We start from the raw sequence: 20,823 nt of genomic DNA on the forward strand, positions 1-20,823 counted from the left end.
CGACTGGAATCGAATTTTGCAAAATCCTGAACGGAAGGGATGGATACAGCATGGGATTCTTCAGAAATCAATTTGCAAATGTTGTAGAGTGGGAAGAATTTAGAGATGATATGATTTTCTGGAAGTGGAGTAATCGTGAAATTAAAAAAGGCAGTAAATTAATCATCCGCTCCGGTCAAGACGCGATTTTTGTAAATAACGGCAAAATAGAGGGTATTTTTGAGAATGAAGGGTCATATAACATGGACTCTGACATTATTCCATTTCTATCCACCTTAAAAGGGTTTAAATTTGGTTTTAACAGTGGCATGAGGGTAGAGGTCTTATTCGTTAATACGAAGGAGTTTACGGTCAAATGGGGGACGCAGAATCCAGTGCTGATCCCGACCCCCCAGCTGCCAGGCGGTATGCCGATCCGTGCCAATGGCACATTTAATTTTAAAGTGAACGATTATGTTACGCTCATCGATAAAATTGCCGGAGTGAAGGACAGTTATCTCGTTGAGGATGTGAAAATACGCATTACTTCGGTGTTGGATCAGTTATTAATGAAGTGGATCAGCAGAGAAGGAAAGGACATGTTCAATCTGCAGGCGAATGCTTCTGATATTTCAAAAGGTATTCAAGAAGATCTGGATATGCAAGTGATGGACAATGGTATGACGATTACTGGCTTTCATGTGATGAGCTTCAATTATCCTCAAGAAATCCAAGATATGATCACGAAGACAGCTTCTCATGAAATGATCGGTAATCTGCAAAAGTACCAGCAAGTGACGATGACGGACGGGATTGCATCGGGTAATGTAAAAGGCGGCGGTGCAGCTTCGGATATGGCGAGTATGATGATGGGGATGAATATAGCAAATGAAATGATGAAAAATTTGAACCCGAACCCAAAGCCTTCGGCTGAGACTCAGCCTACACCTGCTGCCCCCTCTCCATCTGGAGACGGTAATAAGCCCAATTTTTGTCCGAATTGCGGTACAAAAAACGAAGGAGCTAATTTCTGTCCGAATTGTGGACAAAAATTGAACGGATAACCATAACTACGACCAAGCTTCTTTATTTCGGAAAAGTTCCGACTGGGTCAAGCAATCCTGTAAGCCAAAAGGCAGTTATCGCAGAGTATCTTCTGTGATGGCTGCTTTTTTATGTAGTTTGTTCAAGTATTTTCTTCATAAATCCGATTTATTGGATTGAAAAAGGTACTCAGGATAAGGTACTATAACTATATAGTATGTATTTATATTAACTAATTAGTCATTACATTAATAAACTATAGGTATAGGAGCAACGAAGATGACCAAATTCCAAGATCAAATTATTGCACGTTACAAGTTTGATGATGCAGAGAACGTCGGCAAAGATAGCTCAGGGCAAGGTAACGATGGGGTTGCTTCAGGCACAGTAACACCTACGATTTCCCATGCTACCGGTAGAGCAGCTTTGACGCTTGAGGGAGGCCCCAACGGTACATCGTATATCCAGCTTCCTTCCGATCTATTCAAAGATGTAAGCGATAACACCGGTGTGACGGTTACTGCTTGGGTCAACTTCGGCAGATTCACAGATATGTGGGAACGTGTTTTTGACTTTGGTAAAGCCCATACAGGGCCCTATATGTTTATGACACGGAATCTGCGCGGAACCCTTTTCACCGAGGCAGATTTGTCCGTAGACCCGGGAAGAGGTTTTGTCAGGGATGAGTGGATGCACATAGCCCTGTCTGTGATCGGCACGGAAGGCGGCACATTAAGCAGCGCGGGTCCGGTGGTATATGTCAATGGTGAGGTGGTAGCGGACGGTTCCATCAGTCAAACTTCCAGCGGCAACTATGCCAAGCTGCGTAAATGGTTCGAAACGTTTACAGACTCGTCCAACTACAGCAACAATTTTATCGGTCGCTCCCAGCATGCAGCGGATGTAGACTTTGCCGGCTCCGTTTCAGACTTTCGAATTTATAAAGCAGGCCTGACGGCGGATGAAGTCATTGAGGTCATGTGCGATTCGTTGACAGATGAAGAGATCGTGAAGCTTGCCAGAGATAAATATTTGTCCTTTCCGACGACGATTGTAACCAAGGACATAACTCTGCCAACGGTTCTGATGGGCGGAAGAGTAGAAGTAACCTGGAAATCCAGCCAACCTAGTATACTCTCTGACAATGGTCAGATTCAGGCGATTACTTCCGCACAAGGGGTTACCGTCACGGCTCTATTGACGAAGGGCTTAAGCCAGATTGAAGAGAGCTTTGAGGTATCCGTTCTTCCTGAACAGCTACCTCCGTACACGCTGACCATTCATGGAAATAAGGAAGTAGTGGATGTCAGCGAAGTGATGTACGGCTTGTTCTATGAAGATATCAATAACGCAGCAGATGGCGGGATTTATGCAGAACTCGTTCAGAATCGCTCCTTTGAATCTTTCGAGTTCGATACGTATTCCCACGCTTCCGGTGAATGCGGCTGCTCTACCGGACGGAACCGCAACCCGTTGTTCGCTTGGTCTGGTGATACGGATAAGATGACTCCACAACATAGCGGTGGATTAAATGAGTTTTTAGGCGCAAAAGACAAAGAAGTGAACTCTTATTATGTGACGGTAGCGGATGGTGCAACGATTCGGAACAAGGGCTTTGCCGACTCTAACCAGAATTGTGCCATGTCCATCCAAGAGGGTGCCAAATATGAGTTTACCATCTGGGCGAAGGCCGATTCAGCGGGCACAATCACACTGCAACTGCAAGACTCAAATGAAAAGGCTATTAGTGATTCGGTTACGATACAGGTGGAAGGCGGCAACACGTGGAAGAAGTACGGCATCGATTCCAAGCTTGTACTGACAGGCTCAGCTACGGTTCTCGGGCAGCTGGCGCTTACATTTGAAGGGGACATTTCGGTTGATATGGTTTCTTTATTCCCACAAGATGTATGGGGCGCAGGAGAGGAAGAGCAATCCCCATCGGCACATGCTAACTTCCAGGGTAATCCTAACTACCGACTGAGAAAAGATTTGGTGAACGCACTGGTTGGCATGCATCCGAAGTTTTTGCGGTTTCCAGGTGGTTGTATTTCCGAGGGTTCATTTATATGGGAAAACGTATACGATTGGAAGGAATCGATTGGGGATATCGAGCTGCGCAAGGAAAACTTTAATGTATGGGGCTATATGATGACCATGGGTCTTGGTTATATGGAATATTTCCAGTTGGCAGAAGACCTGAATGCAGCTCCGCTTCCGGTTATGGCCTGCGGCGTGCTCTGCCAAGCCCGCTCGGATTATGCTCATCCCGCTGGAGGCGCATTGAGAGAATACTATATTAAGAACTTTACGGATCTGATCGACTTTGCGATTAGTGTGGATTTTGAACATAATGAATGGGCTGCTATGCGTAAAAAAATGGGCCATGCTGCTCCGTTCGATCTGCGTTATTTGGGGGTAGGCAACGAGAACTGGGGTACAGAGTTTTTTGCCAACTTTGAAGTGTTCAAGACATCGATTGATGAGTACATGGAGAAAAACTATCCGGGTTATGAGCTACACATCATCTCCACGGTTGGCGCTCAAGCAGATGACGATGCATATCAGCAGGGCTGGAAGTTCTTAAGCGGTAATATGACCGGTTCGGCTAAGGTTGCTTTTGCAGATGGTAACCAGGTGACAGAAGAAACGGTAACCTGGTATGAGAAGCAAAAGGACTATATGGACACCATTGCAGACGAGCACTATTATCGTTCTAACGAGTACCTGCTGAATAACGTGGACCGCTATAACTACTACTACAGAGCTTATAATGCGGACGGCAGTATTAATTGGAAAGCAACATCAAAGGTTTTTGTCGGGGAGTACGCCTCAACGGATAAGAATACATTGGCAGGCGCTGTAGCAGAGGCAGCGGTGATGACGGGCTTCGAAAATAATGCCGATGTCGTTCGGTTGGCTGCCTATGCACCGCTGTTTAACAAGGTGCTGACAGATGGAACCTACAGATGGACGCCAGACTGCATCTGGTTCGATGACGAAACGGTGTGGTTTACGCCGAACTACTATGTACAGCAAATGTATGCTAAATATTTGGGGAATAAAGTATTGAGCACTTCTTTCTCTACTTACAAAAACGGCAAGCCAACGGATCTCATTCCTCAGGGTGGAATTGAAATCGCGACAGGCAATGCCGAGGTTATGATTAAGCGTGTGACTGTTACTTCCAACCAGGATGGCAGTGTGCTGCTGGATCAAGACTTTACCCAGGGATTGAATTCGGCCTGGCAGGTCATTCCCGGTTCCGTGGGCTCTACAGTGGAGGAAGGCAAGGGGCTTGTCCTCAAAGCTCAGGATAGCGGTCTGAATGGTCTGTACATCTTGAACGACAGCTGGAGCAATTACAAGGTAGAGGTGGTCGCTTCCCGTATTTCCGGCACGGACGGCTTTTATGTGGGTGCGGGTCTCACCAATATTTCTGCGGAGAAAAAGGACGTCGTTGAATACGCGATCGGCTATGGCGGCAAGGCTACCGGCGTGAAGGTTTACAAGCAGGGCATAGAAAGCTACACATTGGGTGACTACTCTTCCAGTACAGCGGCAGGTAACTTGAGAGCAGCTAGCTATGAAGAGTTGGCCGACAACACGGACTACACCATAACAGTGAACTACGGCGGTGAAACGGGCAGTAATCTGATTTGCTCATACACCGACGGCGAGACAACCAGCAAGGTGCTGGACTACAAGCTGGAGGCTTACAACAGAGACGTGTTCAACTCGGTAACCCAAGATGCTGAACATGTATACGTGAAGCTGGTGAATGCCGACAACGTGGATAAGGTAATACAGCTGAATCTACAAGATTTGAGTGTTGAGTCCATCGCTAAGCTGGTTACACTAACTGGCGATTCCTCGCTTGTTCATGTACCTAACGTGAACAAGAAGAATGATGAGAAGGTAGTGCCTACCGAACAGCAGATCACGCTTCAGACGGATTCTGTCCTCTTAGACTTACCGGCCAACTCGGTAAATGTGCTGGTGCTGGATCTTAAACCTTTTCTCGCTTAAAAACAAAAAGGGGTGTCCCAAGTAGCCGGTTTATGGCTTTTGGAACACCTCTTTTTTTCTATGAATAGAGTCGGAATGTTGAGTTGGTTTCCCCGAAGGGCATTACTGCGTGCTTCTGTTTACCAATTCACGCGGGTTGATGCCATCGTCTATCGTTAGCGGGGTAGGGGCTCCCGTAGCGATTCGCTCCCAGGGCACCATTTTAAAGTTCTGATTCAACTTTTTTCCATTTTGAAGATTTTCGTCATCTTGTGCAACGAAGATACCATGCGGGAAATTTTTGCCTAATCCGTAGCCAAGAACATCAATACCGTCTGTGACAGATGTACCATCAACGGTAGGGCTCGCGCTAATCGTGAAGTTGCTTATATATGCATTGTCGCCTTGTCGTTCATAGATCGCATAGCTGCTGTTTCCTTGGCTGGAGGCCATAAGATACCCTTTGCCATCTTTACCGTAATACAATGTAAGTCCCTCTATGTCATCGTGAAGTCTGCGCCCATCTGCAATATCCACACGTCGCAGCGGCTCGGTTGAACCGTCTGGCTCGGCACTATACTTCCAAATAGCGTAATCCTCTTCAGCGATGTAGATCGTACCATATTCATCATCAGCAACCATGCCTTCGGATTGCGTATTCAGCTTGAACTGGCGGACAAGCTTACCTGCAATTTTGCCGCTTCCGTCGTCAGTCAGCTCATATTGCTCAAATTCACCCTCTTTGCCCAACACGAGCGCGTAAAATTTATCTGTCTTGAGGCTATGGTATAAGCTGAATCCGTACACTTCTTTCATAGATGCTTTAATAGGTTTGCCAACCACGTTGGTCAGCTTTCCTGATGCACCGTCAATGGAAAAGATATCGATCGTGTTGTTGGTTCGATTGGTTGCCCCTGCGATATCAATTTTTTTGCCGCCCAATGTGAAACCGTAACGAAGATCCACGTTATTCATTTTTCCGACCTTCATGTTTTGCAGTTGCTTACCTTCCAGATCATAGACTAAAATCCCGCCGCCTTTATTGGTTGCTAAAATTCTACTTTTCTCCGGATCGACCGGGTTGAGCCAGATTGCAGGGTCGTCGGCTGCGTCTTCTCCATCTTCCACAGCTTCTGTTTCGGCAGAGGGGATTACTTTATAGGTGGGAACTGCGTCCTTAGGATCTGCATATTTGCTGTTCTCTGCTTCAAGCGCTGTAAGAAGTTTTGTAGGAAGATATACATTTCCATTCACTATTTTAATTTCCCGGTCCGCTTTTCCGCTTAGTCCAGCTAAACGATATTGCTTCTCACCCACTGTAAAGGTCCCGACAATGCCATTTTTCAGTTTGACCAAAACAGACTGGTCATCACTGTCCCATGTAATTGTCGCCCCCATTTTATCTGCCTGTGTTCGTAGTGGTGCATACCCGGATGGCTGAATGTCTGCCGCATGGGTCAGTTCTGGTGATACCAGAATCCCCGTTAACATGGCTAATAATGCTAGTTTAGTTGACTTCATATGTATGCCCCTTTTCTGAAGTGAAAATGATATAACCGACTCAGTATAAAGCGAGAATATCAAAAGGATACAATGAAAATGTAAAGAGAATGTAAAGGAGGTGTAAGCATTCAATGGACTGGTTTCCAGTATTGTTGTCTGTAATTCTTTGGAGACATTCCGAATTTTTCTTTAAAGCATTTGGAGAAATAGCTTGCTTGGGAGAATCCCGTTTCCTCCGTAATTTGTTGGACAGACCAGTCAGTTTGCAGCAAAAGACTGCGTCCTTGATCCAGGCGATAATCCATTAAATACTCAAGCGGTGTGCGCTGGAAAGCGACCTTCATGCATCTGGCGAGATAGTTCTGATGTACGTGAAAATGGGTCTCCAAATCTTTATTGGTGATTGTATTTTTGTAATTCTGTTTTAGGTATATTTCGATTTGTTCCGCCAACTTAGAGGAGCTGTCTTTATTATTCTGATCATACTCCAAACTCTGGAAAACACTCGCAAACGTCTGTTGGGCCTCCCATAGTGCCAGTTTTCTAGGTTTTAAAGTAGAGGCTAGTAAATAGTCTAATTTCGAAAATAGCTCATGTGGATTCACCACTTTTTGAATTTTGGGCAAATGAATGGTCGTATGTTCTGAATGAAAGTGCAGCTCGGGAATGGGGGTGCTGGGTATAATAGGATTGGGCGAGGATTGTGCGCACCACATGCTATTGGTTTGAAAATGGAACCAGTAAAAGGAGGTTTGTTCTGTACATGCCTCAATGGGAAAATGATGTTTATCCGGTTCAAGAATGAGAGCGTAATTTTTAGTTACCTTCCACACTTCGTCCTCTTCGCCAATGTGCAGCAATCCTTCTTTAATGATTATTACGTCAAAATAACCCAGATTATACCTATTCGGGTGCCAATCCCCTTTTTGATATGTAGTAAAATTCCCCTCAATGAAATAAGGCAGCGGAGGAACAAGGAATGATAGAAAGTCTGTTTTGCTCATGGAAGCCAGCTCCTTTGTGTGTGAAATCGTATAAGTTTTAGTTAAAGATCGCGATTTTTTTTATAAATTCAGGTTGATAAAATAAGGACTGTAGCAAGGGGAGCTCAGGTTAGCTTGTACGATATTATCATTACTTTATCCTTATTTTCTCAAAAATGAAAGCGTTCTATTTCCAGGAAGGGATGTTTATCCAATGAAAACGGCAAAGCCAGTTAAGCATGTCATCGTTGACGATTTATTTTGGAAAAAGTATAAGCAGGTTGTGGCGGAAGAGGTTATTCCTTATCAGTGGAAAGCATTAAATGATGAATTACCAGATACAGAACCCAGTCATGCGATTGAAAACTTTAGGATTGCAGCCGGGGAATCCAGTGGGGAGTATTATGGAACCGTTTTCCAGGACAGTGACCTTGCCAAATGGCTGGAGACGGTTGCCTTTAGCTTAAGGGATCATCCGAATCCTGCGCTTGAAGAGCGGGCTGATGAAGTGATTGAATTGTTGGGAAGAGCTCAAGCTGAGGATGGGTATCTAAATACGTACTATCTGCTTAAGGAACCCAACAATCGCTGGACCAACTTAAGAGACAATCATGAGCTGTATTGTGCAGGACATTTTATAGAAGCGGCTGTTGCTTATTATGAAACGACGGGCAAAACGAAGTTTCTTCACATTATGGAGAAATATGTAGACCTAATTCAGCAGGTTTTTGGTACGGAAGAAGGTAAACGGAAAGGCTATCCGGGACATGAAGAAATTGAGTTGGCTTTGATCAAATTATACGACGTAACTGCAAAGGATCAATATCTCAAATTAGCGCAATATTTTATTGAACAGCGGGGACAGCATCCTATTTACTTTGCAGAGGAACAAGAACAGAGAAAACATATTCAAACAGAGCCCACCTGGAATGATGATAACAATATTAATTTTGGCTTAGGCTTCGAATACCAGCAAGCACACCAACCTGTGCGGGAACAAAAAGAGGCAGTCGGCCATGCAGTAAGAGCGGTGTATCTGTATATTGCGATGGCGGACTTGGCCGCGAAAACAGGGGATGCTTCCCTGTTACAAGCCTGTGAAACGCTGTGGGATGATGTAACGAATCACAAAATGTACATCACCGCAGGGATCGGTTCTACTGTAAACGCGGAAGCATTCACTTGCCATCACGATCTTCCCAATGACAGCATGTACTGTGAGACTTGCGCCTCTGTAGGGCTGGCCTTTTGGGCCAATCGTATGCTGCGTTTAGCGCCAGACCGGAAATACGCCGATGTTCTGGAGCGTGCGCTATACAACGGGACGATTAGTGGGATGGACCTGGACGGGAAACGGTTTTTCTACGTGAATCCGCTGGAGGTTAACCCTTTTCAAAAATCCAGAAAAGATCAAGAGCATGTAAAAACAGAACGGCAAAAATGGTTTTTCTGCGCCTGCTGTCCGCCCAATTTGGCACGAATGATTGCATCGGTTGAGGACAATATGTACACCCAAACGGACGATACGTTGTATACGCATCTGTACATTGCCAGCAAGGTGAACATGACTTTATCTGGTCATGAGGTTGAAATTACACAAACTCATCATTATCCATGGGACGCGGATCTAACCTTTTCGATCCACGTAACAGAGCCGACTTCCTTCAAATGGGCACTACGGATTCCTGGGTGGTGCAAGCAGGCAGAGGTGAAGGTGAATGGGGAAACCATATCATTAGACCGTCTGGAAAAAGGCTATATCGAGATTCAGCGCACTTGGAAGGACGGAGATGTGGTAACTCTGCATTTGGCTATGCCGGTTGAGCGCATTCGGAGCAATCCGCTGGTCTCCATGAACCAGCAGCAAATTGCTCTCCAACGCGGACCAGTCGTGTTTTGCCTGGAAGAAGTGGATAATGGAGCGAATTTGGCAGGATTAAGATTGACGAAGGATAGCCTCATTACAGAAGAGTTCAACGAAAACCTGCTGGGTGGCATTGTAAAGCTGACCATAGAGGGATACCGGGTAAAAAATTCGAATGCATTATATAGCTCGGAGCCTCCTGAATTTGTTTCTCAACAAATTACCGCGATACCTTACTATGCCTGGTGCAATCGGGCCAAAGGGGAAATGCGTGTATGGGTTTATGAATCATAATTCATTCGCATGGGGAGAGGAAAGATCATGAGTACGAGAATTGTGAGTACGGAACCATCGGAAAAGGCAGCAAGTACCGTTCCTTTTCATCGTAAAATCAGCTATTCATTAACGGATACAGCAGGCAATCTACTATACTGTGTTATTTCCAGTTATCTATTATATTTTTATACAGATGTATTCGGACTTTCTATCGGGATTGCCGGGACATTACTATTTATCACCCGTTTTATCGATGCCATTGATGCCCCAATTTGGGGCATCCTGATTGACCGAACCAAGTCAAAATACGGCCAGAGCAGACCCTATTTTCTATGGTTAGCGATCCCGTTCGCTGTGTTCATGGTCCTTACGTTTACGACACCCAATTGGAGTGAGTCAGGCAAAATTGCATATGCCGCCATTACGTATATTATAGCCGGCATCCTGTACACAGGGATCAGTACGCCGATTACGTCTATTCTGCCTAATCTGAGCACCAATTCTAACGAACGCGTAGTCTTGAACTCCTTCCGTATGGTCGGGGGGAACGTAGGTTTCTTCATTGCCACGACGTTTACATTACCTTTGGTCGCTTTCTTTGGACAGGGGAATGATCAAAAAGGATTTTCCTTAACGCTCGTTTTATTTGGAATCATGGCGATTATTATGTTTTTCATAGCGTTTGCCGATTTGCGAGAAAATGCAGCAGTGAAAACGAAATCTGTTCCCATTGCTAAAAGCTTTACAGCCATCAAACGAAACTGGCCCTGGATGCTCGTTGTAGCTGCCAACTTGTGTTACTGGATTGGTTTGAATATTCGTTCAGCAACTTTAATCTTTTATCTGCAATACAATCTGGACAGTAAGGACTTAGTGCCTTTAATCAATGGACTGACCTCCTTGCAGTTGATCTCGATGGTTCTGATTCCGTTTTTCGCCAGAAAATTAAGTAAAAATGCGATTATGATTATCGGATTGATATTAGCTGCGCTGGGGCAAGTCGTGATTTTAATGGGCAGTACAGACTTAACCCTCATTATTATCGGCTGGATTATTGGTGCATTAGGATCAGGCTTTGCATGTTCTATGCCGTTTGCGATGTTGTCAGATACAGTCGATTATGGGGAATGGAAAAATGGTATTCGGGCAAGTGGTTTCCTGACCTCGATTGGAAGCGCATTCTGTATTAAAGCGGGTAGCGGAATCGGCGGATTATTGCCAGCATGGATCATGGGCAGCACCGGTTATATCGCTGGGCAAGTTCAAACTCCTACGGCGTTGTCTGGCATTCAGTTTAGCTTTATCTGGCTGCCATTTATCGTCTTCTTGATCGGAATCATTCCTATGTTTTTTTATAAAAAATTCGAAAAGAATGAAGCTTCTATTCAACAAGATTTAATTGCGAGAAGATCATAGACATTCTTTTAACAATGTATTCATGACATATTAAAATATTATAATGCTGCTCCAAAACCTGTTCACTGAGCTGAGCAGGTTTTTCTGTTATTTTCTATTCAAATGTGAGCAAGACCATTGACAGGATTTTCTTTTGGAGTAATACTTCTATGTAGAGAAAAGTGTACAGAATCAAGAACTAGACACATCTAGCCTTGCAACTTTATACATTTTTTCGCCATGAAGGCTCTTCTGTTGAAGGGTTTTTTTCAATTTGAGAAAAAGAATGTGATGATATGAGTCAACTGAGTGTAAGGATGAGAACACATGGCTTTCTGAATAAGCATTTTTCAGGAGAGTCTATTGATTATCGACAGATTATTGCGCTGTTTATCCCGCTTCTGATTGATCAGGCTTTTATCGTGGGTCTTAATTTGGTGAACACGGCAATGATTAGCTCGTCGGGGATGGCGGCAGTCAGTGCTGTAAATATGATCGATTCTTTGAATATTTTTCTGATTAATGTGTTTGTTGCAGTGTCTACCGGGGGAACGGTTGTCGTGGCACAGTATAAGGGGAGCGGTAACGACCTCATGGTCTCTAAAGCCGCATCCGGCACCATTTCCTCCGTTTCCTTGCTGGCCTTATGTATCAGTTTGTTTATGATCGTGTTGTACAATCCGATTTTAAGTGTTCTGTTTGGTTCCGCCTCGCCTGATGTATTAGCCAACGGTAAGGTATATCTGCTGGGAAGCTGTATGTCTTTTGTGGGGATTGCAATCGTTGAGGCGGTGTGTGGAGCGCTGAGAGGGATCGGGAAGACGAGGGCATCGCTGGCTCTTTCGCTCATCATGAACCTCTCGTACGTGCTCCTCAATGTGGTATTCATTAATGTATTAGATATGGGTGTGCTGGGCATGACGATTGCCGTCAATGTGTCCAGATATGCAGGGGCAGTGTGCGCATTGATCTATTTGGTCAGAGTAGATGACGACTTGCGTGTTCAGCTTAGAGATATGCTTTATTTTAACCTGGTCATGCTTAAAAAGATTCTGTTTATCGGGCTTCCCTTTGCAGCGGAGCAGATGTTTTTTAATGGGGGGAAAATTTTAACCCAAATTTTCATTGTGAGTCTGGGGACCAATGCATTGGCGACGAATGCCATTTGCTCATCCCTAGCTAACGTGTTCCAAATCCCTGCGAATGCTTTGGCGCTTACGATTGTAACCGTGGTCGGTCAATGTATGGGACGTCGAAATGTCGAGGATGCCCGGAAGTTTACCAAATCGTTTATTTGGCTGTCGTCTTGTTCGTTTATTGTCATGGGGCTCATACTGATGCCTTTGTTTGAGCCGATGGTGGGGCTGTTTCATCCGCCTGCTGAAATCGTAGATGACATTTTTGTTGTCATACTGATTAATACGTTGGCCCAGATTCCGCTCTGGTCCATTGCCTTTATTACACCCTCTGCGCTTAGGGCAGCAGGTGATTCAAAATTTACGTCCCTCACCTCAATGCTATCCATGTGGTTGTGCCGGGTGGTGCTCGGGTATATTTTGGGCATTGTGTTCAACCTGGGGATTGTTGGTGTCTGGCTGGCTATGGATATTGAATGGGGCGTTCGGGGGCTCGTTTTCCTTTGGCGCTTCCGCGGCAACAAATGGGTCCAGCATCGTTTAATCGACTGAGTAGGTCCACTACCATAAAAAAAATTGACTTCTGGGAGAAGGCATTTTACGGTAGTGGATTTTTTTTCTTTCTTACTTCGTTCAGACTCCTTACTCTATCCTGATCCCTATATTGCCTAACTGCGCTCCCTGCTGCATACGGTGGAAGGCTTGTGCTGTGTCTTGTAAAGAAAATACGCTATCTATAATCGGATGGAGTGCATGGCGCTCCATGAACTGAAGCATAGCTGCGAATTCCTCGCCACTGCCCATAGAGGTGCCGATGATGCTGATTTGAGGGAAAAATATAGACCGCAACGGAATCTCTACTTGATCTCCTGAGCTTGCGCCAAATGTAACAATCCGACCGTTCGGCTTGAGGACATCCAAATATTTATCGAACGTAGCAGGACCGATACTGTCAAGGACCAGATTCACGGTGTCTCCGTTCATACTTTCTTTCCATTCGCTATGGCTGTCGAATGCATGATTAGCGCCATGAGCGAGGGCAGCCTGCCTTTTTGCTTCGCTGCGTGACGTGACGGTGACCCGCGCGCCTGCTGCTAAAGCCATAAGCATGGCATACGTGGCTACACCACCGCCAATACCGGGAATGAGGACGTGCTCACCCTGCTGTAATTGGCCTCTTGTGAAGAGCGCGCGGTAAGCGGTCAAAGCAGACAAAGGCAGCACCCCTGCTTCTTCCCATGAAAGGTATGCTGGCTTGCTGACCGCATTTTGGACGGGGATGATAACCGATTCAGCGAGTGTCCCGTCTGAAGGTCCGCCCAGAATGGCTGGAACCAAGGGAACATGATGCGTATTCTCCCATCCGATACATGGATTGATAATTACATTGGTGCCTACCAGCGAGGTTGGGCCACCAACACCCACAGCCTCAATCACGCCTGCTCCATCCGACCCCAGAATGAGTGGAGCATCGTGGGCTGTTCGATCTGCCATGAGGAATAGGTCCCGATGGTTCAAGCCTGCGGCTTTGAGTTTTACCTTCACTTCGTTGTGTCCCGGCTGTCTGTCCGTGATGTCTGTATATGTCAGGCCATCAGGGCCGCTTTTGCTGGCATGGATTACGGCTTTCATTTTAAAACCTCCCGTGGTTCGAGTTTAGATGCAATTGCATGTATATTGAATTGTACAGAGCGGCAAGCGTCCGGTAAAATGAACAAAATCGAATGTGAGTATCATAAATGATCATACCAAGCAGGTGACGTATACATGGAAAGCAGTGATTTGAAGATTTTTCAGGCTGTCGCTCGCGAGGGCAGTATCACGAAGGCTGCGCAAGTTTTGAATTATGTACAGTCCAATGTGACCTCGCGGATTCAGCAGCTTGAGGCACAACTGAACGTACCGCTATTTCGTCGATCTAATCGGGGAATGACGTTAACGCCGGCAGGAGAGAACCTGCTGAAATACGCGGATACCATACTGACCTTGCTCGACGAGGCTGTAAAGTCCACTCAATATTCGGACCAGCCTGCGGGACCTTTGCGACTGGGCTCGATTGAGACGGCGGCGGTTACCCATCTGACTTCTTTATTGACGGAATATCATTCACAGTATCCTGATGTCCATCTATCGCTTATGACAGGCAGCACACATGATCTCGTACAAAAGGTATTGAATTACGAATTAGATGGAGCGTTCGTCTATGGCCCCGTCGATGATCCGCATATAGAGCATGTTGCAGCTCTTGAAGAGGAGTTGGTGCTCATCTCGGAACCAGGGAAAAAGGACATGGACGAGCTGCTTGCCAAGCCTATGCTGTTTTTCGACGTAGGGTGCACGCATCGTACAAGAGCGGAAAGCTTTCTGAGCGAAGCGGGTGTGGATGCATATCAGGTTATGGAGTTCGGAACGTTGGAAGTCATTTTGGGAGGTGTAGCCTCTGGCCTGGGAGTGTCCATGTTGCCACAATCGTCGATTGCAAAGGCAGAGGAGGCGGGAAGTATTGCTTCTCATCGTTTACCTGAAAAATATCGCAAATTAGAGGTGTGGTTTGTTTATCGGCGGGATTCGGTTTACTCCAGTGCACTGTCAGGCTTGCTCCGCTGGATGAAAAAGGATGTTATACTTAACTGGGATTAAATTGACATCAGGGGTGTATCATTTGGAAGAACCTAATTTATTGAAAAATCCATCTACAGTAGCTCCGGGAGAATTTGTGAAGAATGGCGGCTATCAGCGACGAGAACCGGATAAGATGGCAGTATTATCAGAAACATACGGTGCCTCTATTTTTTTCAGAAGATGGGCGGCTTGGATGATTGACTTCATTCTTATCGTTTTTGGGTACGGAGGGCTGGTATATTTTACAGCGGAAAAAGTAGCTGAAGCGGAAACCCCAAATATGGGTATGGTAGTGATGCTCCTCCTGATCGGCTCCTTCTGCTATTATCTGTTACTGGAAGGACTTACAGGCTATACGCTGGGCAAGTTTGTACTTCGTATTCAGGTTGTGAATGGAGAAGGAAGGCCGCCAGGCATGGTTAAATCCTTGATCCGCACTCTCATACATCTGGTGGATACGAATCCGCTGCTTTTCATGGGACTGCCCGCCGGTATATGTGTACTGGTGACACCTCGGAAACAACGGATTGGAGATATGGCTGCGAATACATATGTGGTTAAGGTAAGGGATTTGGGAAAGGTGGGCAGAAAGAAAACCGGGATTATTGCAGGAGCAATCCTCCTGACGACGATCATTTCAATTGTCTTTGCTGTATCTTTAATTTCTACGCTCATTACGCAAATCATGAAGCCTGAGGTATTTACCAGTAAGGATAGCCAGTTTGCGGTTTCGGCTCCCTGGAATTGGTCGCGAGATAATATGATTAATGAGGAAGCGGATATTTCCATTAAAAATGAATTTACTGAAAGATATTTGATTGTATTGTCTGAACCAAAAAGCGACTTTGACAGTAGTATGACTCTTCAAGAATATAAAGGAATCATTGAGGATCATTTGGTGTCAGGAATTACGGACCCTGAATTGGGGACCGCTTCAGATATGGTGGTGAACGGATACCCAGCCATTGAGTTTACCCTAAAAGGAGAAATAGACGGGAATCTGGCCATGTATAACGTGACCACGATTGAAACACCTTCGCATTATCATCAGGTGCTTGCTTGGACCTACGCTTCGCGATACAGCAGGGCACAGCAAGAGCTACGCAAGATTAGAGACAGTTTCCGTGAAATGAACATGCTGTGAAGTGAACATGAAGCAATAACGATGATTCGAAGTTATAAGGCGGTAAGCGGAACAAGCAGACAGCTTATAGGAGCGTCTGCTTGTTATTATATAAGCTTACTTTAAAAAAATGAACAATTAAAACGGAGTAGGCGGAATGGTGCTGTACAAGCGAAGCGGTCGCTTTCAAATCTTTCCGTAGGAAAGCTCGCTTCGGAAGCATCACCACCCCCGGATTTCCACCGATGAAGGGTTTTATTCCAGAAATCCGGGGGGTGGCGATGGGAAGCCCCATCCGACTGCGTAGTGGCGCTATAGTAGATTTATATAGATAATTTGATCATACAATAGAATGTCTGATTATCCGCAATCCGGCCACTTTCGCCACCTTACCTTGTGGATGGGCTTTGAATTGAATCGTCACTTCATTCTTGTGGTTTGTCACAGATAGAGGGAGCTCATAGGCGAACGTTTCGAATTTATTCATTTCCTCGGACTCCAGCTTGCCTTCCCCTAAAATCTGACCATCCGCAGTAATGTCAAAGTCACTATGGGGACGGCTCAAGTCCTTCAAATAAGTGACCGCCAATTGGACAGGCTCATCCGGAAGCACCTTCATGACAAAAGAGAACCAGCCCCCTGGCCAGGTATCGCGATATTTGCGGTTATAGATGGACCCCAGACCTACATGCTCGCCAGTAAAGGCATGATCCCGTTCAGGTTGCATTTCGGCAGGCTGCACAACGTCCACTGTAAGTCGTTCCAGCTCTAGCTGATACGCTAACGCGGTACGATATTCTGCCTCTGTTGCTACCCATTCCTCCTGGGAAAAGAGATCCCAATAGACGGTATATGAACGATCATACATCTGATAAAACGGACGAAGCTTCAAGTCTCCGATATAGCCTAAGTCGGTCATATGGAACGTATTAGGTTCGTTCCCGTCAGCAATCAGCTTCGTTGTCAGGGAATCGGCCGATCCGATCAGAACAGACGCAAGCAGACGTTCCTCGTTGGACTCCTGTTCAACAGGGCCAAGGTCTCCAGCCAGCACAAGCGGGCCGTACATAAAAGCAATTCGGCACGGATTATCAGGCATTTCCTCGACTCTCACGGTCATAGGAATGTCATACTCGATCGTATCCCCATTGTTCCATTCCCGTTCAATTACAACGTAGCTGGTAGGACAAGCCTCTGTGACGTACTCTTCCCCGTTGATTTTAATCATCATCCCTTGCTCCGCCCAATGCGGGCATCTTAGCTTGATCGCGAAGGATTTGGGCTCCTTGCTGATGACGCGTAGCGTTCCCCGTCCATTTTGCGGAAAGAGAGTGTCTTGTTTGAGCTGTACGCCCATCTCGTCCCATGTCACGGTAGAAGGGACATATTGATTGACATAGATCGTTTCTGGCGTGTGAAAATAAATCGCAGTGCCGTACATGGAGTGACTTTCCATACCGGAACCGACACAGCATGTGAAATCCTCATATTGAGAATTAAAGGACTTGTGTCCGCCCATTTCCAGCGATACAAAATAGCACACACGTCCATCTACAGGCTGCTGTGAAGCCAGGATATGATTGAACATCGCTCGTTCATAGTAGTCGGCATAGGCTGCATAGGCATCCCACTCGAACATATGTCTTGTTAATTTCAGCATATTGTAGGTGTTACAAGTTTCACAGGTACCTTCGCCCAAGCGGTCATTCAGCTTCCCGGGTTCACCAAAATGTTCATTATAGCTATTGCCGCCGATCACGTAGGAATGCTTGTGAACAACCCGATCCCAGAAAAAGCGAGACAGGTCCGCATATTGCGGTTTGCCCGTCATTTCAAATTGCCGTGCAGCGCCAATGATTTTGGGAATTTGCGTATTGGCATGTCGCCCTCCCAGCGTATCTTGGCTATCTGCGAGATCATTGAGCACCTCTCCGTGATAAAAACGTTCCGCCAGGCTCAAAAAGCGCTCTTCTCCTGAATGTTCCGCCAGATCCGTCAGCACCTCGTTCATACCGCCAAACTCGCAATGCAGCACCTGCTGCACCTGATCATCGTCCAGCCCTTGAAGTACATCCTCCAGCCAGTTGCCGAGTTTGATTTCTATAGACAGGGCCTTGGGATGATGCGCCAGCAGATGTGCATCACGCAAGCCCGCAAAAAGTTTGTGCATGGTATATAGTGGCACCCAACCGCCGTTCAGATCAAAGCCCTGGGAGCGGATATCTCCGGCTTTTACTTCCTCAAAAATCTCTTTCCCACGTGGAATACCGGAAATGTATCCGTTTCCATGACTGTCTTGGCATATTTCCAGTTCGTCGACTACATAGTTCACGCGTTCCAACAGTCTTTCGTCGCCTGTGGAGGCAAACATCAGCGCACATCCGGACAGGTAGTGACCGAGTGTATGCCCGCTGATGCCGCGCGCTTCCCAGCCCTCATAGTGAGCCGCTTTAGGCTTCAGTCCCGCATATTCACGAAAGCGTGATAATAAACGGTCGGGTTCCAAACTCAGCAGGTAGGCCGTATTCAGTTTCATCGCATGTAAAAGAGGGCCGGAATCAATTCTTACTTTATGCAAGTCAAAAGCTTTAGCTTTCAAAATCATCGCTCCTTAGCTAAGATGAAAGTGTATATTTCTCCACTACATTAGCATTGGAATCGCGGTATGTCAGTAGCTTAACCATACAATGGGTGGACAAATCCGAACATGAATCTAAAGAGGCGATAACATGACCTATCTAAAAGTAAATGTAGATGCTCCGATCCAACTGATCTCGGCAGGCGAGTTTGTTTCCGAGGTGCCTTGGAAGCATATGAGTCGCTCCATTGATAATTTTGGGCTGATCCTGGGTGTCCAAGAGACGGTATTTATACGGGAGGAACGGGAAGATTTTGAAGTAGGCGAGGGAGATATTCTATTGCTTTACCCCGGTCGTACGCACAAAGGATACCGGGAATCGTTGCCGGGCGTGAAATTTTATTGGTTTCATTTCGATGTTCCCACGACCCCGAATGTACTATCTAATGAGGAAATGAAGCAGGAAACAAGTGCTTTGGATGGGCTTTTGCAGCGTCACGGTATGATGCGTGATATCTATTTACCGCAAAGTGTACAGGCAGATAACGGGGATCGGATTCATATTATTGTCAATCAGATTTTGCATGTAGCCAACTCACATTATCTTACGTATCACAGCGCAAATTATTTGTTCACCTCGCTACTGATCGAGATATCTGAACTGACGCTCAGCCGCTTGCTTTCCAATCCTGCCAGTTCACAGGGAAATGTGAGTTTTAACAAAATTATTGAGTGGACCCGTATTCATGCTGAAGAACCGCTGACCGTGACGGATTTAGCTCGAAAATTCAATTACAACAAGGATTATATCTCTCGTTTGTTCAAGCAAAATACAGGCATGCGCCCCTTGGAGTTCATTCACAGTATTCGTATTAACAAAGCCAAAGAGTTGATTTCCCGTACAGATATGAGCATTAAGCAGGTTGCCGAAGAGGCCGGATATACAGATGAGAAGTATTTTATGCGTTTGTTCAAAAACACAGTCCATATGACTCCTTCCCAATACCGGAATGCCTATCACAAAACATTTATGAACAATGTCTAGTGCATTTCCGCTTGGATCGTAAAGGCAGAGCTGGATGTATCCACCATTCACTTGCAGCGAAGATCGATGATTTGACCGAGGACTGACCAACCTGTCACCAGAGAAATAGCTTGTCAGACTGTAATTTGGTAATCTGATATAAGAGATCAAATGAGAGCAAGTAATACATAATACTTCAATGTAAAGGGGCGAGTGAGATGCTACAACCACCATTAAAGGATGAACTGACTCGAATACTGGAAGGGCATTCACTGGATGAAGATTTAAAAGAAGAGATTCATCAGGAAGCTCAAGCTGCTATACAATTTCATGTGGAGCATGAGGAAAACTACGAACACATTGGAAATAGTCGGATCGCCGGCTATCCAGATCTGCCACCCACGATAGAGTGGCCTTGTAATTCAGACGGGGAATATTATACATTTATTGCCCAAATTAATTTGGGCGAGCTACCTTTTTCACCATTTGAGGGATTGCCTCATCAGGGCATACTTTACTTTTTTCTTGGGCTGGACGAGCCCGCCTATGATATTGACCATAAAATCTTTTACTATAACGGTGACAGCAGCGTTTTGCAGAAAACATTACCGCCCGCTGGGCGCGTAGAGGTGTTGGCGGAGCAACGGGATTTCACCGCGTATGCAATTTCTTTTCATCCGATCCTGACGCTACCATCGGAGGGTGAGCTAGGAGATATTCTTGTAGATCAGTACGAAGAGCTTTATGAGCTTCTATATGAACATAGCGACACGGTGTGGGGGCAGCATCAATCTTTTGCCGGGAATACCCGGCGGGATGCTTATCTACGCCGAAACGGGCTGGAGGGTCTTCTGTTTAACTGGCATAAGAGTGAGAACCAGATTCATAAGGAAATCGAGCAAGCTATGCATAGGGGAAATACCGATTATGCGGAGCATTTACGGTCCGAAGTGCTGCCTCAGCTGCAAGAATATCAGACGAATCGGGAAAAGCACGATCAGGCTTCGGAAAATTGGCATGTTCTGCTCTCGGTATCTTCTTTGGATGAGGTTGGCATGTGCTGGTGGGACGCGGGGTATTTGGAGTTTTTTATAGATCAAAGGGACTTGAAGAACCTTGATTTCACGCGAACGTATGTCAATCTTGCTACGAGCTAGCCCGGTGCGGCAGACTCATGCTGATTTAGGGCAAATGATGGGGGTTAGAGCAGGGTGTTTTTTTGATTGATAAAAGCAGTGAATTGAGCATGTGGCACAGTAGGTTTGTTTTGCCCGAGTGTCGGAAATCG

Annotated in this window: 13 protein-coding genes; 9 read left to right on the forward strand and 4 right to left on the reverse strand. The window is 45.8% G+C overall.

The features are described 5' to 3' along the window. Positions 1 to 50: 50 nt before the first annotated feature. On the forward strand, positions 51 to 1,043 hold the full coding sequence (locus tag ACYCSE_RS10385; protein ID WP_069290815.1) for an SPFH domain-containing protein: 993 nt from the start codon (positions 51 to 53) through the stop codon (positions 1,041 to 1,043). A 259-nt stretch (positions 1,044 to 1,302) separates the two neighbouring features. Then, positions 1,303 to 5,052, forward strand: a complete 3,750-nt coding sequence (locus ACYCSE_RS10390) for an alpha-L-arabinofuranosidase C-terminal domain-containing protein (RefSeq protein ID WP_459702186.1) — start codon at positions 1,303 to 1,305, stop codon at positions 5,050 to 5,052. Between the two features lie 102 nt (positions 5,053 to 5,154). Here the strand turns inward: ACYCSE_RS10390 and ACYCSE_RS10395 are convergent, their stop codons facing one another. Both ACYCSE_RS10395 and ACYCSE_RS10400 read right to left on the reverse strand, forming a co-directional pair. Next, positions 5,155 to 6,552: a phytase gene (locus ACYCSE_RS10395; RefSeq protein ID WP_250267177.1), complete on the reverse strand. Its 1,398-nt coding sequence runs from the start codon at positions 6,550 to 6,552 to the stop codon at positions 5,155 to 5,157. Between the two features lie 110 nt (positions 6,553 to 6,662). Beyond that, on the reverse strand, positions 6,663 to 7,538 hold the full coding sequence (locus tag ACYCSE_RS10400; protein ID WP_061830230.1) for a helix-turn-helix transcriptional regulator: 876 nt from the start codon (positions 7,536 to 7,538) through the stop codon (positions 6,663 to 6,665). 193 nt (positions 7,539 to 7,731) lie between these two features. Here ACYCSE_RS10400 and ACYCSE_RS10405 point away from each other — a divergent pair, with 193 nt between their 5' ends. The 3 genes from ACYCSE_RS10405 to ACYCSE_RS10415 all read left to right on the forward strand — a co-directional run bounded on the left by ACYCSE_RS10405 (position 7,732) and on the right by ACYCSE_RS10415 (position 12,740). Next, positions 7,732 to 9,675, forward strand: coding sequence for a glycoside hydrolase family 127 protein (locus tag ACYCSE_RS10405; RefSeq protein WP_459702187.1), 1,944 nt, complete (start codon positions 7,732 to 7,734; stop codon positions 9,673 to 9,675). Between the two features lie 27 nt (positions 9,676 to 9,702). After that, the gene (locus tag ACYCSE_RS10410; protein WP_414126433.1) at positions 9,703 to 11,073 is read left to right on the forward strand and encodes a glycoside-pentoside-hexuronide (GPH):cation symporter; all 1,371 of its coding nucleotides are present in this window, start codon (positions 9,703 to 9,705) and stop codon (positions 11,071 to 11,073) included. A 275-nt stretch (positions 11,074 to 11,348) separates the two neighbouring features. After that, a complete protein-coding gene (locus ACYCSE_RS10415; RefSeq protein ID WP_459702188.1) occupies positions 11,349 to 12,740 on the forward strand; it encodes an MATE family efflux transporter in 1,392 nt (463 codons plus the stop codon). A 90-nt stretch (positions 12,741 to 12,830) separates the two neighbouring features. Here the strand turns inward: ACYCSE_RS10415 and ACYCSE_RS10420 are convergent, their stop codons facing one another. Next, positions 12,831 to 13,820 carry a zinc-binding dehydrogenase gene (locus ACYCSE_RS10420; protein ID WP_459702189.1) on the reverse strand — a complete coding sequence of 330 codons (990 nt, stop codon included), beginning with the start codon at positions 13,818 to 13,820 and terminating at the stop codon, positions 12,831 to 12,833. A 135-nt stretch (positions 13,821 to 13,955) separates the two neighbouring features. Here ACYCSE_RS10420 and ACYCSE_RS10425 point away from each other — a divergent pair, with 135 nt between their 5' ends. Both ACYCSE_RS10425 and ACYCSE_RS10430 read left to right on the forward strand, forming a co-directional pair. Further along, the gene (locus ACYCSE_RS10425; protein WP_459702190.1) at positions 13,956 to 14,828 is read left to right on the forward strand and encodes a LysR family transcriptional regulator; all 873 of its coding nucleotides are present in this window, start codon (positions 13,956 to 13,958) and stop codon (positions 14,826 to 14,828) included. Then, complete coding sequence (locus ACYCSE_RS10430) at positions 14,806 to 15,954, forward strand: RDD family protein (RefSeq protein ID WP_459702191.1); 1,149 nt, start codon at positions 14,806 to 14,808, stop codon at positions 15,952 to 15,954. The genes ACYCSE_RS10425 and ACYCSE_RS10430 overlap by 23 nt, the downstream gene beginning before the upstream one ends. A 319-nt stretch (positions 15,955 to 16,273) precedes the next feature. On the opposite strand, the gene ACYCSE_RS10435 is transcribed toward ACYCSE_RS10430, so the two are convergent. After that, positions 16,274 to 18,532, reverse strand: a complete 2,259-nt coding sequence (locus ACYCSE_RS10435; protein ID WP_459702192.1) for a beta-L-arabinofuranosidase domain-containing protein — start codon at positions 18,530 to 18,532, stop codon at positions 16,274 to 16,276. Positions 18,533 to 18,662: 130 nt separating this feature from the next. Between ACYCSE_RS10435 and ACYCSE_RS10440 the strand changes: the two genes are divergently transcribed. Together ACYCSE_RS10440 and ACYCSE_RS10445 are read left to right on the forward strand one after the other, a co-directional pair. After that, a complete protein-coding gene (locus ACYCSE_RS10440; RefSeq protein ID WP_459702193.1) occupies positions 18,663 to 19,556 on the forward strand; it encodes an AraC family transcriptional regulator in 894 nt (297 codons plus the stop codon). 197 nt (positions 19,557 to 19,753) lie between these two features. Next, positions 19,754 to 20,692 (forward strand): YwqG family protein, encoded by a 939-nt coding sequence (locus ACYCSE_RS10445; protein WP_459702194.1) that lies wholly within the window; start codon positions 19,754 to 19,756, stop codon positions 20,690 to 20,692. Positions 20,693 to 20,823: the final 131 nt, after the last annotated feature.

This window comes from Paenibacillus sp. SEL1, assembly GCF_054602535.1.

Excerpts from the sequence above, each read along its gene's own strand:
- ACYCSE_RS10410 (WP_414126433.1), top strand. The coding sequence starts at position 9,703 with ATGAGTACGAGAATTGTGAGTACGGAACCATCGGAAAAGGCAGCAAGT.
- ACYCSE_RS10395 (WP_250267177.1), bottom strand. The coding sequence starts at position 6,552 with ATGAAGTCAACTAAACTAGCATTATTAGCCATGTTAACGGGGATTCTG.
- ACYCSE_RS10415 (WP_459702188.1), top strand. The coding sequence starts at position 11,349 with ATGAGTCAACTGAGTGTAAGGATGAGAACACATGGCTTTCTGAATAAG.
- ACYCSE_RS10445 (WP_459702194.1), top strand. The coding sequence starts at position 19,754 with ATGCTACAACCACCATTAAAGGATGAACTGACTCGAATACTGGAAGGG.
- ACYCSE_RS10400 (WP_061830230.1), bottom strand. The coding sequence starts at position 7,538 with ATGAGCAAAACAGACTTTCTATCATTCCTTGTTCCTCCGCTGCCTTAT.
- ACYCSE_RS10425 (WP_459702190.1), top strand. The coding sequence starts at position 13,956 with ATGGAAAGCAGTGATTTGAAGATTTTTCAGGCTGTCGCTCGCGAGGGC.
- ACYCSE_RS10440 (WP_459702193.1), top strand. The coding sequence starts at position 18,663 with ATGACCTATCTAAAAGTAAATGTAGATGCTCCGATCCAACTGATCTCG.
- ACYCSE_RS10390 (WP_459702186.1), top strand. The coding sequence starts at position 1,303 with ATGACCAAATTCCAAGATCAAATTATTGCACGTTACAAGTTTGATGAT.
- ACYCSE_RS10430 (WP_459702191.1), top strand. The coding sequence starts at position 14,806 with ATGTTATACTTAACTGGGATTAAATTGACATCAGGGGTGTATCATTTG.
- ACYCSE_RS10420 (WP_459702189.1), bottom strand. The coding sequence starts at position 13,820 with ATGAAAGCCGTAATCCATGCCAGCAAAAGCGGCCCTGATGGCCTGACA.
- ACYCSE_RS10405 (WP_459702187.1), top strand. The coding sequence starts at position 7,732 with ATGAAAACGGCAAAGCCAGTTAAGCATGTCATCGTTGACGATTTATTT.
- ACYCSE_RS10385 (WP_069290815.1), top strand. The coding sequence starts at position 51 with ATGGGATTCTTCAGAAATCAATTTGCAAATGTTGTAGAGTGGGAAGAA.